The organism is Nocardia carnea, from assembly GCF_029868855.1.
Lineage (GTDB): Bacteria > Actinomycetota > Actinomycetes > Mycobacteriales > Mycobacteriaceae > Nocardia > Nocardia carnea_A.
The window spans coordinates 1-16137 of record NZ_JARWOV010000280.1 but is presented as its reverse complement, the minus strand read 5'-3'; the positions used below and the strand labels follow the sequence as shown (position 1 = coordinate 16137).

Annotated in this window: 19 protein-coding genes; 12 read left to right on the top strand and 7 right to left on the bottom strand. The window is 67.4% G+C overall.

The window, feature by feature from the left end; translation table 11 throughout:
- The first annotated feature begins 53 nt into the window (after window positions 1-53).
- The 5 genes from QH195_RS28960 (at window position 54) to QH195_RS28940 (ending at window position 3518) form a co-directional block, all read left to right on the top strand.
- Window positions 54-563, top strand: coding sequence for a septum formation family protein (locus QH195_RS28960; RefSeq protein WP_432278861.1), 510 nt, complete (start codon window positions 54-56; stop codon window positions 561-563).
- A gap of 25 nt (window positions 564-588) precedes the next feature.
- On the top strand, window positions 589-927 hold the full coding sequence (locus QH195_RS28955; protein WP_062971716.1) for a metallopeptidase family protein: 339 nt from the start codon (window positions 589-591) through the stop codon (window positions 925-927).
- Window positions 928-1102: 175 nt separating this feature from the next.
- Complete coding sequence (locus QH195_RS28950; protein WP_033243822.1) at window positions 1103-1435, top strand: PE family protein; 333 nt, start codon at window positions 1103-1105, stop codon at window positions 1433-1435.
- Between the two features lie 101 nt (window positions 1436-1536).
- Window positions 1537-2691, top strand: a complete 1155-nt coding sequence (locus tag QH195_RS28945) for a PPE domain-containing protein (protein WP_280437724.1) — start codon at window positions 1537-1539, stop codon at window positions 2689-2691.
- Window positions 2688-3518: an ESX secretion-associated protein EspG gene (locus tag QH195_RS28940; RefSeq protein ID WP_280437723.1), complete on the top strand. Its 831-nt coding sequence runs from the start codon at window positions 2688-2690 to the stop codon at window positions 3516-3518. Before QH195_RS28945 ends, QH195_RS28940 begins: the two co-directional genes overlap by 4 nt.
- Before the next feature lie 249 nt (window positions 3519-3767).
- On the opposite strand, the gene QH195_RS28935 is transcribed toward QH195_RS28940, so the two are convergent.
- The 3 genes from QH195_RS28935 to QH195_RS28925 all read right to left on the bottom strand — a co-directional run bounded on the left by QH195_RS28935 (window position 3768) and on the right by QH195_RS28925 (window position 5872).
- Entirely contained in the window at window positions 3768-4433 is a 666-nt protein-coding gene (locus QH195_RS28935) for a histidine phosphatase family protein (protein WP_280420613.1), read from the bottom strand.
- Window positions 4430-5347, bottom strand: a complete 918-nt coding sequence (pheA, locus tag QH195_RS28930) for a prephenate dehydratase (RefSeq protein ID WP_280420612.1) — start codon at window positions 5345-5347, stop codon at window positions 4430-4432. The genes QH195_RS28935 and pheA overlap by 4 nt, the downstream gene beginning before the upstream one ends.
- 93 nt (window positions 5348-5440) lie before the next feature.
- Window positions 5441-5872: a hypothetical protein gene (locus tag QH195_RS28925; RefSeq protein WP_280437722.1), complete on the bottom strand. Its 432-nt coding sequence runs from the start codon at window positions 5870-5872 to the stop codon at window positions 5441-5443.
- A gap of 170 nt (window positions 5873-6042) precedes the next feature.
- On the opposite strand from QH195_RS28925, the gene QH195_RS28920 reads away from it, so the two are divergent.
- The 5 genes from QH195_RS28920 to QH195_RS28900 all read left to right on the top strand — a co-directional run bounded on the left by QH195_RS28920 (window position 6043) and on the right by QH195_RS28900 (window position 10411).
- A complete protein-coding gene (locus QH195_RS28920) occupies window positions 6043-6801 on the top strand; it encodes a DUF2470 domain-containing protein (protein WP_280437721.1) in 759 nt (252 codons plus the stop codon).
- A 73-nt stretch (window positions 6802-6874) separates the two neighbouring features.
- On the top strand, window positions 6875-7654 hold the full coding sequence (locus QH195_RS28915) for a CPBP family intramembrane glutamic endopeptidase (protein WP_280437720.1): 780 nt from the start codon (window positions 6875-6877) through the stop codon (window positions 7652-7654).
- A 112-nt stretch (window positions 7655-7766) separates the two neighbouring features.
- Window positions 7767-9137: an LCP family protein gene (locus QH195_RS28910; protein ID WP_280420617.1), complete on the top strand. Its 1371-nt coding sequence runs from the start codon at window positions 7767-7769 to the stop codon at window positions 9135-9137.
- Between the two features lie 75 nt (window positions 9138-9212).
- Window positions 9213-9767 (top strand): ferritin, encoded by a 555-nt coding sequence (locus tag QH195_RS28905; RefSeq protein ID WP_280420608.1) that lies wholly within the window; start codon window positions 9213-9215, stop codon window positions 9765-9767.
- Window positions 9768-9859: 92 nt separating this feature from the next.
- Window positions 9860-10411 carry a ferritin gene (locus tag QH195_RS28900; protein WP_280420607.1) on the top strand — a complete coding sequence of 184 codons (552 nt, stop codon included), beginning with the start codon at window positions 9860-9862 and terminating at the stop codon, window positions 10409-10411.
- Window positions 10412-10687: 276 nt separating this feature from the next.
- Here QH195_RS28900 and QH195_RS28895 read toward each other — a convergent pair whose 3' ends face one another.
- From QH195_RS28895 to QH195_RS28880, 4 genes are all read right to left on the bottom strand, one after another.
- Window positions 10688-11608, bottom strand: a complete 921-nt coding sequence (locus QH195_RS28895; protein ID WP_280437719.1) for a DUF5926 family protein — start codon at window positions 11606-11608, stop codon at window positions 10688-10690.
- 75 nt (window positions 11609-11683) lie between these two features.
- The gene (locus QH195_RS28890; RefSeq protein ID WP_280420605.1) at window positions 11684-12469 is read right to left on the bottom strand and encodes a glycerophosphodiester phosphodiesterase; all 786 of its coding nucleotides are present in this window, start codon (window positions 12467-12469) and stop codon (window positions 11684-11686) included.
- Window positions 12466-13515 carry a DUF4328 domain-containing protein gene (locus QH195_RS28885; RefSeq protein WP_280437718.1) on the bottom strand — a complete coding sequence of 350 codons (1050 nt, stop codon included), beginning with the start codon at window positions 13513-13515 and terminating at the stop codon, window positions 12466-12468. Before QH195_RS28885 ends, QH195_RS28890 begins: the two co-directional genes overlap by 4 nt.
- A gap of 18 nt (window positions 13516-13533) precedes the next feature.
- Entirely contained in the window at window positions 13534-13902 is a 369-nt protein-coding gene (locus QH195_RS28880; RefSeq protein WP_280420603.1) for a rhodanese-like domain-containing protein, read from the bottom strand.
- A gap of 490 nt (window positions 13903-14392) precedes the next feature.
- Here QH195_RS28880 and QH195_RS28875 point away from each other — a divergent pair, with 490 nt between their 5' ends.
- Window positions 14393-15031 carry a hypothetical protein gene (locus QH195_RS28875; RefSeq protein ID WP_280437717.1) on the top strand — a complete coding sequence of 213 codons (639 nt, stop codon included), beginning with the start codon at window positions 14393-14395 and terminating at the stop codon, window positions 15029-15031.
- Window positions 15032-15305: 274 nt separating this feature from the next.
- A complete protein-coding gene (locus QH195_RS28870) occupies window positions 15306-15929 on the top strand; it encodes a superoxide dismutase (RefSeq protein WP_033243809.1) in 624 nt (207 codons plus the stop codon).
- The last annotated feature ends 208 nt before the right edge of the window (window positions 15930-16137 follow it).

The following is a 16137-nucleotide window of genomic DNA, read 5'->3' as shown; positions in this document are numbered from 1 at the left end:
CCTCCCGGGGGGGTGTTCTTTTTTCCCCTTTTTTTTTTTAACCCCGCCCCCCAATCCGGCCCGGGGCCGCCTCCCCCCACCAGTCCAAGGTGTACGAGCCGGGTGTATGCCTCGGGATCAGCCAGAATCTGCCGACCGATCCCGTCGACTGCACCCAGGAACACGCGGTCGAAATCGCCTCCACCGTCGATCTGTCCGCACGATTCCCCGGCGGGCCGCCGTCCAAGGAGGACCAGGACAGATTCCTGGAGGAGGAATGCGGCCGGACCACCAACGACTATCTCGGCGGCCCGCATGTGCTGCGGGACAAGACGCTGACGGTGTTCTTCGATTTCATCGATGCGCGCAGCTGGCTGGCCGGTAGCCGGAAGTTGAACTGCATGATCGGAAAAGGCGCGGATCAGGAGGGTTTCGCGCCGATCGTGGGCCCGGCCCGCGGCCGCATCCTGATCGACGGCCAGGAGCCGGTGCCGCCGCCGAATTCGGGCCGCTCCACCCCCACCCCGCTGCCGGGCGCGGCACCGCTGCCCCCGCAGCCGGAACCGCGGCCCGCGCCGCGCTGAGGCGGAACGCACTGTGCCGGTAACCATGTCGGAGACCCGTTTCGAAGAGCTCGTCGGGGACGCGCTGGACCTCATCCCGCCGGAGCTGTCCCGGGCCATCGACAACGTGGTCGTGCTGATCGAACCGCGTAATCCCGACGATCCGCACCTACTGGGGCTCTACCACGGGATCGCACTCACCGAGCGCGACAGTCATTACGGCGGTTCGCTTCCCGACACGATCACGATCTATCGGGAGGCCCTGTTGTCGATCTGCGCCGACGAGGACGAAGTGGTGGAGGAGGTGCGGATCACCGTGATCCACGAAATCGCACACTATTTCGGGATTGACGAAGACCGGCTCCATCAGCTGGGATGGGGTTAAGCTAAGCCTGGTCTACGCGACGCGCCGGCAGGGGATGCACGGGCACGGCGCCGGACCGTACCGAAAGAAGTTCTGGATTCGAGGGAACCGCTCGCGGGGGTATCGCGTCCAATGTACTCGTAGGGGGAATTCTCGTGGTTCCGCCCAAGAGCCGCCACAAGAAGGAGTCGAGGACATGATAGGCAATGTCGGCGTCACACCTGAGCTCATCCTTGCCGCCGCGGTCGAACTGGACCTGCTCGCCGACCGGCTGGCCGGAGTCGCCGCGGCCACCGTACCCGCCACCTATGTCGCGCCGTCCGGAGCCGACGAGGCGTCGATACACGGTGCGATGCATATGAACAAAGGCGCGGCCACCCACCAGACCTCGCTGGCGCAGGCAGTTCTCGAACTGCACCACACCGCCGCGATCCTGCGTACCCAGCTCGCCGGATACCTCGCCCAGGACGCCGCTTCGGCCGGTGTACTGGCGCTCACCGGCGCACCGTTCGGCGCGATCAGCGTCTAGCCACCGATGATCGCAAACGCGCCGCACCGCGGCGCAGACCACGAGCGCGCGTGGCGCGACCGCCGAAGTATCAGCGATAGTTCACAAGGGGAGAAACAAGCATGACCGCAGGTATCACCGGGGTGTTCTGGCTGCCCAGACTCGCCGAGGGGAATTCGATCGCGCTGAACGCGGGATCACACGCCATCCCGATGTCGGCGGCCGCCACCGCATGGGGTGCACTCACCGGAGCATGGGTGGATGCCAATGCCACGGTGGTCCGGGTGATGGCCGAACTCGGCGTCGGTATGCAGAGCGTCAACGGTATCGGCGCCCTGGCCCGCCTCGTCGGTTTCACCGGCTGGGCGCAGCAGCAGGGTGCCATGGCCGCAGCACTGGGCACCAAGGCCGCCTCGCAGGCCACCGCATACACCGTCGCCTCCATCGCCATGCCGAGCCTGCCGGAGATCGCGGCCGTGAACGCGGCCCGCGTCGCGGCGCACAGCACCGGTGGCGTGCTCAACGGCAGCTCCGAGATCGCGGAAGCGGCCAAGGCGGCACTGGATCTGCGCGCCGCACTCACCATGGAGACCTACGAGGCGGCCATTACGGCGCTGGTGCTGACGCCGGGTGAGTTCATCAACCCGCCGCCGATCGCCAACGGCGCCGGGGTGGCCGATCCGGGCCCCGCCGAGGATGCCATGAAGGAAGCCAACGGCGATCCGGTGAAGATGCTGGCCGCGGCGGGTAGTGCGCTGGCACAGAACCCCGGGATCGCGAGCGCGGTGACCCAGGCGGCGAATGTCGCCGGCTCGGTGGCGAGTACCGGTGTCACCACGGTCGGCAATCTGGGCGCCAATGCCATCGCTGCGGCCACCACCACCTCGGCGCCGGCCTCGATGGGGCCGCTTCCGGGCGTGGTGACCGGCGCGGTGGCGGCGTCCACGGCCGCGGCCACCACCCGGGCCGGAGGTATGCCCAGCTCGGCCCTGGGTCCGAACAACAGTGCGTTCAAGGTGCCCGAGGGTTGGGGGGCACCGCCCGCAGGCGGCGCGCCCGCCGGCGAATCCGTCGCCGTAGCGCGCGGTGAGGCCGCCCCCGTGCGTCCCACCGGCCCCGGTACCACCGGGAGCCCGCTTCTGGGTAATGCCCGCGCCAACGGCGAGGACGATCAGGACCACGACGCGGCCGATTACCTGCGCGGTGATCACTTCGCCGACGGTCGCTACATCGCGGACGGCGTTATCGGCGCCGAACCCACACGGTCGGACAAGTGACGGTGCTGGGTGCGGGGCGCGGGCCGTCCATGCTGGCAGCGGTCGGCCTATCGCTCGACGAAATGCAGTATCTCCTGGAGAAACTGGAGATCGACGAGGTTCCCGTCGTGCTCGACGCCCGGGGTCGCTACGACAACGAGGTCGATCACGACAGAGCGATGAACGCCGCCGAGCAGTTGCTCGTCGAACGGGAGCTGCTCGACGGCGATCGTATCCATCCCGACCTGGCCGACCGGCTTCGCGGCCTGTACCGGCCGCACTGGGTGGTCGCGTTACGACTCTTCGTCGGCGGCCAGGCGAGCCGGATGTGCCTGGCGAAAGGCGATGACCTGGTGACCATCGCGCTCCGCGGGCCGGAGTCGTACATGATCGACGAAGCGGGCGAGGATCTGCCCGGTCCGGTGATCGCGGCACTCGGCCACGCCGAACCGCTGGAGCTGACCGGGATGAACGCGCCCACCGAACAACTCGTGCCGATTTTCGACGACGCCGGCGATCCGGCGGCCACTGCGGCCCGGCTGGCGAAGGTGGGCAACCCCGCCCGGGATGCGCAGACCATCGCATCGGCCATGGCGCATTGTGAATCGCACGCCGAAATCGTCGGCGTCGTCTACGGGGACGCGAGTCGCGATGTCGCCGACAACCATATCGCCGTATTCAATACGCGGGCGGGACGTTTCATCGCCACCGCCAGCGTCGCGGACGACGGAACCAAATGGACGTCGTTCAGCAGCGGTACGGATGCCCGGCTGCGAATCGCCCTACAGGACCTGATCAATTCGCTGCCGGAACGTTCGGAGTTTCCACGAAACCCTGCGCTCGCCTGAACGGACCGGCCTGTAGAAACCGAGTCGCGAGGCCCCGAGCAGGGCGGAGCAGACGGGCTTATCCGGGCGCGGCAGGGAGTGGAACCGTATCCACAGGTGCGGTTCTACTCCCCCGGAAAGATGCCACCCGATCGCCCTCGTGGACCGTCGGCGAAAATTCTCTCGCAAGACGGCGGCATGCTGGTCTTTGGTCGTATCCGCGGCACACGACCAAGGCCCGTGTATGTTCCGGCGCAGGGCGACTCTTCGCTAGCCCATGGGATCGTCGGCGCCGAATTCGGCCTTACCGCCGAACGGCGGGGTGAACCGCCCCCAGCGGACGCATTCCCAGCCACCGCCGGGCAGTGCGACCAATTCGATCGTCTCGGTGTTGTCCAGGTGATTGTTGGTGGTGAAGGGCGGGGCAACCCCGGCCAGTTCGCGGCCGAGCAACCGCATGGCCGCGCCGTGCGTCACCACGAGAACATCGCCGCTGCCACCGGTTTCCAAAAGGAATTCCGCACGTAGATCAGCGATTACCGGAATGAAGCGGTCGAGCACATCGCGACCCGATTCACCGCCCGGGACGCGTTCGGTCAGCCTGCCCTCGTGCCAGGACCGGTAGATCGCCTGGAACTGTTCGTGGGCTTCCGGACTGGCCGATCCGTCCAGATCGCCCAGTTGCACCTCGTGCACATCGTCGCGTGCTATCGCGCGCACTCCGGTGGCCGCCTCGATATAGCCGGCGGTCTGACGGGCACGCAGCGCATGGGAATGGAAGAGGGCCCGCGGCGGGGTCAGTAGTCCCTCGCCGAAGGCCTTGGCCTGGGCGGCACCGCGTTCGGTGAGCGGCAGGCCGGGCAGTTTGGTGTCCAGGATCTTGGCGACGTTACCTTCGGTTTCACCGTGCCGGACCAGGATGAGTTTGGCGGTCACAGGTCGGCCACCCCTTTGCGTAGCTGGGTCAACCAGAGCGCTGCATCCTCATCCGACGGCGGCGGGGTGCCGTTCGCGGAGGTGGCGGGCCAGGAACCGAGGAAACGGATACGTGCCGTGCGGTGCAGCGCCTTCAATGCCTCGGCCACCGCGGCGTCTTCGATATGGCCGACGCAGTCGAGGTAGAAGCGGTAGGTGCCCATACCGGTTCGAGTGGGCCGGGATTCGATACGGGTGAGATCGATCCCCCGGGTGGAGAATTCGGCGAAGGCACGCATGAGAGAGCCGGGCAGGTTCGGCAGTTCCTCGATCACGATCGAGGTGCGGTCGCTGCCGGTGGGGGCCGGCGCGACGCGCGGTGCGGTGACCAGTACGAAACGGGTGACGGCCCGGTCGTGGTCGGCAACCCCGGCGGCGAGTACCGCCAACCCGAGGCGCTCCCCTGCCAGTGCGGTGGATACGGCGGCGTCGGCGAGCCCGTCGCGGACGTCCTCCGCTGCCGCGGCGTTCGAGTTCGAAGTGTGGATCGAGATATCGGTCCAGGTATCGGCCACCCAGTTGCGGACCTGCGCCAGCGCGACCGGGTAGGCGGCCAGCGACCGGACGGCGGCGATATCGGTTCCCGGCCGGGCAAGGATGGTGAACGTCACTTCCAGTTCGGTTTCGGCGATGATCTGCAACCGCGGTCCGATGGCCAGCGAGTCCAGGGTGGCCGAGATGGAACCCTCCACCGAACTCTCGATCGGTACCACCGCCGCGGCCACGGCCCCCGCACGTACCAGGTCCAGGGCGGCAGACTGACTGGGGGCGGCGATCCGCTCGACCGGCCCGTCGAAGGACCCCGAGCTCTCGAATTCGGCGAGGGCCATCTCGGTGAATGTTCCGGACGGGCCGAAATAGGCGATACGCGGCACGGCTACGAGCCTACTTGTGCGGGCCGTGTGCTCGCCTGCGGTATCGAGCACCGGAATACGTGGTCGCGGAACTCCGCGCGGGTGGCACGGAGGTCAGTCGGCAGCCTCTTTCGGCCGCAGGGCCGCACGGAGCGTGCGTTCCACTTCTGCAGGCGTATCACTCTCGATCCCGAGCAGTATTTCCCGGACGGCGTCCACGGCGCCGCTGGACAGCTCTGCCAAGAACACGGTATCCGGGCTGTTCAACGCCTTTCGGATATCTTCGCCGCACAGGGCGGCGGCCGTGCCGGCGAGAACCGCCAGGGCGCCTGGTCCGTCCTCGGCGTGGGCAACGAAACCATCCGGGCGGTGGGCGGCCGCGGCCAGGAAGTCGGCGATGTGTTCGTCCGGCAGGGCCGGGTCCAGGCGGCGTTCGCCGGGGAATTGCCCCGTCGGCACGATCAGGCCGTCCACCAGTCCGCGTTCGACAACGCGTTTGGGGACCGTCAGCTCCACCATTACCGGTTCGGACTCACTCGCGACCACCCTTCGATCGTAGGCAGGACGACACAGTCCGAGGCTGCCCGGCCCCGGCCGCCGGCTGCAAGACCTCGCCGGCTCGCGGCGAACCTCTTGCGCCACATCCGAGTTTAACTTAGCTTAGGTTTACCTAATTACTGATTGTGAAGTCGGGTACGCCCGCACTGGAGGTACCGATGGCGCCGACCGCCCCCGCCCCGTCCACCGCCGAACGCGTCCGCAGCTCCTGCGCAAACGCCGAACAGGCCGTTCTCGCGCTGCCGGGCGCCGGCCCGATCCCTGTCCCGGTGCACTATCTGCGCCAGTGCGGCGATGTGGTGATCGCGGTACCGAACGAGAGCGCCGCGGTCCTCGCGGCCCAGGAACAGGTCGCGGGCGCGCCCGCTGTTCTGGAGCTCACCGACCATGCGCCGCTGCCACTGCGCGAACCGGTCCGGGCGCTCGTATGGCTGCGCGGCTGGATCCGGGCGGTGCCCACGCGTGCCCAGCGCACCCTGGTCACCGCGGTCGCGGAGGAGCATCCACACCCCGGCCTGCTCGATATCGGCCACACCACCACCCTGCTCCGGTTGGTGTTGAATTCGGCGGTCGTCGCCGATTCGGCCGGCGCGGAATCGGTCTGCGTCGACGATCTGCGGCTCGCCACCCCCGACCCGTTCTGCGGGATGGAATCGGCCTGGCTGCAGCATCTGGACGCCGATCACGCCGACGTGGTCGCGCAGTTGGCCCGGCATCTGCCGGCCAGGCTGCGCCACGGCCGGATCCACCCGCTGGCCATCGATCGCTACGGCCTCACCCTGCGTATCGAAGGAATCGACGGCGACCACGATTTCCGCCTGCCCTTCGCCACTCCCGCCGAAGATGTCGAGGCGCTCGGCCGCGCGGTCCGCACCCTCGCCGGTTGCCCATTTCTCAACGGCCTGCGCTCGATTTGAACCGGCGACCCGGACCGGCGGGTCCGCACACCTCCGGCCACACGCGCGGACAGTAGGCCCATAAGTTCGGTACATGAGCGAAAGCGGTTGGACCGTCGGTGACCCGGTGCGCGAACAACGGGCGATCCGGCTCGAAATCCTCGTCGTCCTGGGCGTCACCTTCGGTCTCAGCGGGATCAACGCAGCATTGTCACTGTTGGAGAGCGCGCTGGCCCCGGGTGGTGTCGGTGAGCAGACCGTCGCGTTGAACTCGTCACGGACGACCCAGTCGCTGCTGGACCTGCTGTTCCAGCTGCTCGGTGTGCTGCGTTTGGCCGCATGGGCGGGACTGGCGCTGTACCTGCTGTGGCGCAGTGGACTGGGACCCCGGGCGATCGGGCTGGCCCGGATGCGTTTGCGGCCCGACCTGTGGCACGGGCTGGTGCTGGCGGCGACGATCGGGCTTCCCGGCTTGGGCCTTTATCTCATCGCCCAGGGTCTGGGGATCAATGTGACCATCGTGCCGGACGCACTGGCCGACCATTGGTGGCGAATGCCGGCGCTGATACTTTCCGCCCTCGCGAATTCGGGGGCCGAGGAAATCGTGGTGGTCGCCTATCTGCTGACCAGGCTGCGCGCACTGGGTTGGTCGGACAATTCCGCGCTGGTTGCTTCGGCGCTGCTGCGTGGCAGCTACCACCTGTATCAGGGAATCGGCGGGGGAATCGGCAACGTCGTGATGGGCGTGATCTTCGGGCGGTATTGGCAGCGCACCGGCCGGCTGTGGCCCTTGGTCATCGCGCACGCGGTGATCGATGTGGTGGCCTACATCGGCTACGGGGTGCTGCGTGGGCGGGTGTCATGGCTGCCGTGACGACCAGCGCGTAACCCCGCTGGACATGATCGGCGCCCCCACCTGGGGCGAAGCAAGGACGACCCCGGCGCTGACGAGCGCCGGCGAGAACGATAAGTACAGTCTGATGATGATGAACGGCGACGACCCACGGATCCGCCGGGTGCCGCCGCACAGTGGAGCACCCGGACGAGGCCCCGCGCGCCGGCCCGTCCCGCCACCTCCGCCGCCCAGCGGGCGGCCACCGGTCGAACCGCCGCAGGTCATCCGCCGCGGTCCGGGCCCCGTCCGCGGCGGCAGACCGACCGAACGTTATGAGCCGCCCCGCGCCTATTCGCAGGCCCCCGAAGGGCGGCAGGCTGCACCCGGGCGACCCGCGCCGGGGCGTGGCGGGAAACCCGGCCCACCCACGCACGCCCCCACCCAGCGGCCGGTGCCTTACCGCGAAACCGAGTACGCACCCACCCAGCGCCCGGTTCCGGGCCGCGGTGGGCGCAGGCGGCCACCGCCACCGGGAAGGGATGCGCCGTACGGCGGTGCCGCCCCGCAACCGCGGCGCCGCCGGAAACGCCATATCGGCCGATGGGTTCTGGTTTTCCTGCTGGTACTGGTCACCGCGCTGGTGTACGCGGTCGTGAAACTCGACGGTGCGCTCACCCGGATCGACGCGCTCGGCGACTACGAAGACCGGGTGGGTAACACCGCGGGTACCAACTGGCTGCTGGTGGGGTCGGACAGCCGGGCCGGCCTCTCCGACGAACAGGCCCAGGGCCTGGCCACGGGCGGCGACGTCGGAGACCCGCGCACCGACACCATCATCCTGGTGCATATCCCCCCCTCGGGACGTACCACCTTGGTGAGCCTGCCGCGCGATTCCTACGTCGGTATCCCGGGCTACGGCCAGGACAAACTCAACGCCGCGTTCGCTTTCGGCGGGGCACCCCTGCTGACCCAGACCGTGGAGATCGCGACCGGTCTGCGTATCGATCATTACGCCGAGATCGGTTTCGCCGGTTTCGCGGGCGTGGTGGACGGGCTGGGCGGTATCGATGTGTGCGTACCGCAGGCCATCAACGATCCGCTGGCCGGTATCGATATCCCCGCGGGCTGTCAGGAATTGAACGGCCCCGAGGCGCTCGGTTTCGTACGCAGCCGGGCGACCGCGCTGGCCGATATCGATCGGATGAACAACCAGCGACTGTTCCTCTCGGCATTGCTGGAGAAGGCGACCAGCCCGGCCACCCTGGCCAACCCGTTCGCGCTGTGGCCCATGGCCAGTAATACCGCGCGCTCGCTGACCGTCGATTCCGGTGACCATATCTGGGATCTCGCCCGGCTGGGCTGGTCGTTGCGAGGTGACACCCTGGCGACGACTGTCCCGGTGGGTGGGTTCACCGATACCGCGAGCGGCAACGTCCTGTTGTGGGCGAAACCCGATGCCGGTCGCTTCTTCGAAGCACTGGCCAACGGCGACCCCATTCCGGCGGAGCTCATCGCCGAGTGAGTCCGCCGGGTCCGGCGACGACGTCCGTTCCGGCCCGGCCCCCGGGTCCGTCCGCAGGCGCGCGATAATCGGTACATGCACGACAGCGACCTGGCCCAGCCGTTCATCGCCCTGCTACGGGCCCAGGTCCAGCACGGGCTCACCGCGTCCCAGCAGTATCTGGCCGCGGCGGTGTACTTCGATATCCAGCGATTGCCACGGCTGGCCGCGCATTGCTACGGACGGTCGGAACAGCAGCGCGGGCATGCGCTGCGGATCGTCCAGTATCTGATCGACCGGGATCTCGAGATCACCATCGGCGGTCTCGGCGAGGTGCGCCAGACCTTCGAATCACCTCGTGCCGCAGTGGCTTTCCTGCTGGCCCGGGAGCAGACACTGACCGATCAGGTCACCGAACTCGCCAAGGTCGCCCGGGAATGGGCGGATTTCCTCGGCGAACAATTCATGAGCTGGCTGCTCGAGTGCCAGCAGCAGGATGTGGCTGGTATGTCGACATTGCTGGCTGTGATCGATCGCTCAGCCGGGAATTTGTTCGATGTCGAGGAGTTCGTGGCCCGCGAGCTGGGCACGGTCGCACCGCAAACGAACAGCTCGGTGCCGAAAATGGCCGGAGCGAGCAGAAATAAATAAGGCAATACTATCCTCATTCGAATAAGGCAACACTAGCCTCAATAAGGCTGCACTTGGATGACATAGCCCCTTTGCGGCGTTAATGTCAAGGCATGTCCAATCATCCGGAGAGCCCCCGCAGCAAATTCCATGGATTGCTGCACGATCAAATTCGGCACGAGTTCAACGCCGAGCACCAGTACATTGCCATCGCCGTGTGGTACGACAACGCCGACCTGCCCCAACTGGCGAAGCGGTTCTACGCGCAGGCGGTCGAGGAACGCAATCACGCGATGATGATCGTCCAGTATTTCCTGGATCGGGATATCAGCGTCGATATTTCCGGCGTCGACGCAGCAAAGTCGCATTTCGAGAATGCCCGCGAACCGATCGCGCTGGCACTCGATCAGGAGAAGAACGTTACCGACCAGATTGTTCAGCTGGCGAGCACCGCCCGCGAAGAAGGCGATTATCTGGGCGAGCAGTTCATGCAGTGGTTCCTCAAGGAGCAGGTCGAGGAGGTCGCGAAGATGACCACGCTGCTGACCGTCGCCGACCGCGCCGGTTCGAACCTGTTCGACCTCGAGGAGTTCATCGCCCGCGAGATGAGCGACGACCCGACCTACGCGCCGGGCTCGCCGTCGGTGGCCGGCGGTCACATCTGACAGAACCGAACAGCCCGGCCCCGAAACCGAGCATCCGCCGCAATGCGGAGGTCTCGGACGGGGCCTGTGGACTGTTTCCCGGGTGATGAAATGGGAGCATCGGCCGTCCCGGCCTACTGCGCCGAGGTCGGGCGGCCGATGCTCCAGCACGTCAGCCGGCGCCGGGTCGTGTGTCGGCTGACGTTCGTCGCCGGGGGTTCCAGAAACGGCGACCCCTGAAACCTAGCCGAGATCAGCTTCGGAAAAAAGAGTTTTTCGGAAATTTCTCCGTTTTATTCAGCGGAGAGTTACCTGACGTGACCGCAGCCCGTCCCGTGAGCGCCGCTGCTCCGAGGTCAGCGGGGTGTCGACCGCCAGCGCCTCGGCCAGACGCTCCCCGAATTCGGTTGCCGGAGTTGCCCACTCGCTCACATGACGCTCGGGGTCGAGATCGAAGACCGGCACCAGCAGCCCGTGGGTGCGGAACGAACCAGCGAAACGCGAACCCTCGCCGAGGTGCAGACCTCCCGCCGCGTGCAGCCGGGCCAGTGCCAGCATCAAATCGTCTTCGGACTCCGGCCGGACCCAGCGCAGGTGAGCCTTCTCGCCGGCATCCACCCACCAGGGCGCACCGATCGCCTCGGGGCCCAGTTCCAGCCGATCCGACGGCATGATGGCCTCTTTGGCCTGCTCGATGGTGGCGGCGATCTGCGGATCGGGCTGCACCCCTTCCGGCACCCACCAATCGAAATCCTGGTGCACAACCAGATCCAGTGCCGCGTCGGCCACGATCACATCGGAAAGCGCGGGCCCGCCGGGTGCGGCATTCGCTATGGCAAGCGAATCACCGGGTTCGGCGGATTGTGACCACAGAATCGAGGCCGCGATATACGCGGCCGGGTCCGCCGTCGGAGCCTGTACCTGCACACCGACGTAGCCGGTCGGTGTATCGGCGGCACGGACCAGCGCTGCCACCGCACCCGGCAGAACCGTCGCCAGGACTACCGGGCGCTCGGCGGCGACACCGGGAGCAAGCGCCAGCTCGGCGGTCGCCGACGGCACGAACTCGCGCAGCGCGACCAGGTCGCATTCGGCGGCCAACCCCTCGAAAGGACGGGCGACGGCCGCTTCGGCCTCCTGCAACGCCGCCCGCCGCTCGGCCAGACGCTGGGCCCGGTTGCCGCCGGGTTTCGGACTATTGCGTTTGCTCTTACCCACGGCTGGTCAAATTACACGGCGTACCGGCCCGCCGGCCGCAGGCCACTCGGTATCAATGCCGACGAGTACCCGCGCTCAGCGGTTGGCGAGTACGGCCTTGGCTCGGCCCGGATGATTCGTCGCCACCCAGCTCACCCCGAGATCCGCGCACAGCGCGATATCGTCGGGTTCGTCGACCGTCCAGCAGTAGGTCGCCCGGCCGGCGGCCGCGGCCTTGTCCACCAGGTCCGGATGCTCACGCAGTGTTTTCACCGAGGGGCCCACGGCGGTCGCACCCACCGTCGTCGCCGCACTACCGCCCAGATAGCGGGAGGACTCACCGAGCAGCACGGTCGGCAGCAACGGCGCCGCCCGGCGGATCCGCCAGACCGCGGTCGCCGCGAACGACATCACCACCGCCCGCGAATGGGCTGCCGACGCCGGCGTGGCGATTCCGAAACGCTGCAATTCCGCCAGTACTTTGTTTTCCACCAGCGACCCGTATCGGACCGGGTGTTTGGTCTCGATGAACAGTTTCGTCGGGCGGCTGCGCCAATCCAGCACCAGGCCGATGAGTTCGCTCAGCGTCAGCACACCGGCCGGGGTCCCGTCACCGAAGTCCAGTTCTTTCAGTTCGGCCAGCGTCAGCTCGCTGACCAACCCGGTACCGCTGGAGGTGCGATCGACCGTGCGGTCGTGCACGCACACCAGATGACCGTCGCGGGTGAGCCGGACATCGCATTCGACGCCGTCCGCGCCCTCTTCCAACGCCAGTTCGTAGGCCGCCAGCGTATGTTCCGGACGCGCCGCCGAGGCGCCGCGGTGCGCGACCACGAACGGCGCGCGCGGGCCCTGGACCGACTGGTCGCTGTGCTCGCTCACTGGGCCACTACCTCCTGTGCTGCTCGGCCGGCACCGTCCCGGGAATCTGCTGATGCGGCGTCCGGCGCCGTGCTCACCGTAGCGGCACCACCGGGGTGCACCGGTTCGATCAGCGGTGTGGCCGGGTCCACGGCCACCACCCAGCGGTGCGCGAGCCGGTCCCGCCCACGCAGATCGCGCCCTTCGACCGTCCGCACGACCCACAGTGTCAGCACCGCGACAGCGGCCGCGACGAGATCGGTCAGCGCCGTGAACAGCACGCCGTCGGCCTGGGCCTGCAACGAATCTGCAGTCCGCCAGTACAGCGCCGCCACCGCGAGCAGACCGCCGAGAAACCAGACCCCCCACCAGATCCGCACAGCCCGCAGCGGGCGCGGGTCATCGCGTTCGGTGAGTATTTCCGAGAGGAAGACGCCGGGCCAGACCAGGTTCACCCCCGGAACCAGGCAACCCAACGCCAATGTGCGTGGTGAACGCGGATCCCGGCGGCCGGCCGCGGCGAAGTAGGCGCGACGCACCTCGATCAGCCAGCCCAACGCGGCCGCCGCGGCGACCAGCGCCATGATCAGCGCGAAGAGCGCGGCGGTGTTCACAAGCGCGTCGGAGAACCACAGCAGCGGCGGTTCGATCAGGCGGGTGCGGTTGCGCAGCAAGATCAGGTATCGGCCCAGTTCGGCCACGGCAGCGAGACCGAACAGCACCGCGGTGGCCAGCAGGGCGGTGTACACCCAGCGGGTGAGCGTGCTCAGCGGACGAGGTTGTTCGTGGTGCTCGGTGGCGCCCGGGCGGTCCCGCAACCCCCAGCGCGGAATCTCGGTGTATCGGGGAGTCGCGGCGGATATCCGCCCTGATCCAGCGGTACGGCCGGATCGATCGAGACGGCCGGGCCGGCGGGCGACCCAGCGATAATTGCGGCGCTGCGGCGGGGCGTCGATGGGGCCCGGGGACAGCAGAACACCGCGGCACCGCGGGCACCAGTGCATCGGCGAACCCTGCACCGCCCAGCGTGTACCGCAGCGGGCACAAGGCTGCACCACCGTACTCACCGCGCACCTCGCAATTCGTCAGTAGATCTTCGCGGGCCCGGGGCCCTCACCGGCCAGCGGGCGGCCGAGCTGCTGCCAGGCCACCATCCCGCCGGTCACGTTGACCGCTTCGTATCCGATGTTCACCAGATACTTGACCGCCTCCATCGAGCGACCGCCCTGGCGGCAGACGACATACAGCTCGGCGTCGGGATCCAGTTCGCCGTAGCGCGCCGGAATATCGGATAGCGGGATGTGCACGGCACCGGGCGCATGCCCGAGCTGCCACTCGTCGTCTTCACGCACATCGAGCAGGACGGCGGCAGCCGTCTCCGCCTGCCCGGGCGGCTGATCGAATTCGGCCGGTACGGCCTCGACCGATACCGACGGGACCCCGAAGCTCGTCACGTTACTGATCCTGCCACAACCGCCCGTACCGCCGCCGGATCCGGGGCGAGCGCCGGGAGGGCACCTCGGTCACCACCGACGGGTGATCCGCAACTGTCCGGACCGAACCGACACGCCGGGCGCTGCCGAAGATTCGCCGGATCGGGATATCGCCTCGATCCGATCCCGCACCGATCGCACGCAGGACGGCCCAGTGATGAGTAATATGCATGATTCGGCCCGCACCCCGAGGCGATCAGCTACCATTCAGCGCACCATTATCCCAGGCTTTCCGAATCAACGGCTCGACCTGCGGTAACGGTGGACCCGAACGGCCGATCCGGTACTCCCCTCCAAAAAATCCCGGAGCGGCCGTCCGGCCACCGCATCGAGCCGCGCCCCGTCGCGACCCGATAACCAGTTGGACGCCCTCGGCGCCGAATCGGTTCCACCGGAACCGGAAAAATGAAAAATCCCCTGATCCTGGCGCTCATCTCGGTAATCTGGCGCCATGACATCGACCAGGGGGTTACTCGACGAATTGGACAAGGCCGGTCTCGACAAAGCACTCTCGGAGGCCGGGTGCCTGGGATTGACAGTCGATTCCGAGGCCAAACGACTGGAACTCGACCTCGAGGTGCTGAGCCTGCCGGAGCAAATCACCGGCATATCCACCGGCGACGCGACGCCGGGTACCCATGCCCAACGGGTGCGGCTCATCTTCCACGGAGTCACCCGAATTGCCGCATCGTTGCGGATACAGCGGTGGGACGATCTGGAACCGCGAATCCTGCCGCTGGAGCTCGCCGGCCTGGACGCCGCGGTGGCCGGTTTCGGCGGTAGCCGGCTACACGGCTGGGAATTCGTCGACCTGGACGACAGCAGCTGGACACTGTGGAGTGAACTGCTCAGTTTCGACACCGTCATCGATACCCGCATCTCCCGGCATGTCCTGGAGTTCTCCCAGGAGGAGGGGGTGGATCCGCGCGAGCTCGATATCCGGGTCTGGTTCGATTCGGTTTCCGCACAGCGCACGAACGGGGAACCCATCCCACTTCCGGACCTCGTCTCCGGTTCGCGGCGCTGGTGGGCCGCCCACGACAAGGGCGACCCCCGCGCTTCGCATCCGGGTATCGCTCCACCGCTGTGACCGATTTGCTGTGACCTGTTACCCGGTGGCCCGGAGCAGGGCCGCCGGGTAATCATCTGCCGCGCGGCAGCTTCCGCCGACGGTCGCCGGCGCGCGTTCGACCAGGTCGGCACGGGCACACCGCGGTGGGGTCATCACAGGACCGGAACAAAAATGGTCGGTTTCGGTCCGATGTGGAATGGTGGGGTGTCGGGGCGAGTTGGACCGATCGGGTGTACGAATGGTCGGGAGCATCCCGTACAGGACGCGCTCGACCCGACAAGGAAGGGACATCGTGGCTGAGTACACGCTGCCAGATCTGGATTACGACTACGGCGCCCTGGAGCCGCATATCTCCGGGCAGATCAACGAGATTCACCACTCGAAGCACCACGCGACCTACGTCGCCGGGGTGAACACCGCGCTGGAGAAGCTCGAAGCCGCGCGCGAAGCCGGTGATCACGGCGCCATCTTCCTGCACGAGAAGAACCTCGCATTCCACCTGGGCGGTCACGTCAACCACTCCATCTGGTGGAAGAACCTCTCCCCCAACGGCGGCGACAAGCCGACCGGTGAACTGGCCGCCGCCATCGACGATCAGTTCGGTTCGTTCGACAAGTTCCGCGCGCAGTTCACCGCCGCGGCCAACGGTCTGCAGGGTTCCGGCTGGGCGGTGCTCGGCTACGACACCCTCGGCCAGAAGCTGCTGACCTTCCAGCTCTACGACCAGCAGGCCAACGTCCCGCTCGGCATCATCCCGCTGCTGCAGGTCGATATGTGGGAGCACGCCTTCTACCTGCAGTACAAGAACGTCAAGGCCGATTATGTGAAGGCCTTCTGGAACGTGGTCAACTGGGCCGACGTCCAGGAGCGTTTTGCCAAGGCCACCAGTCAGGCGAAGGGCCTCATCTTCGGCTGACCGCCGACGCCACACGGGCCGGTTCTCCTATGGGGAGTTCGACGAGCGCTCGAATCGCCTGGCGCGTGTGCTGATCGAGCTGGGACATCTGGGGACCACGGGCGAAGGGGGGTCCGGAGCACTGGGGCTGGCGGGTCTTCCGGAGCTGCCGGTACTGCACGAGGTGGCCGCCCGGCTCGGCGTGGACGCCGGGGAGGCGCCCCAGCGG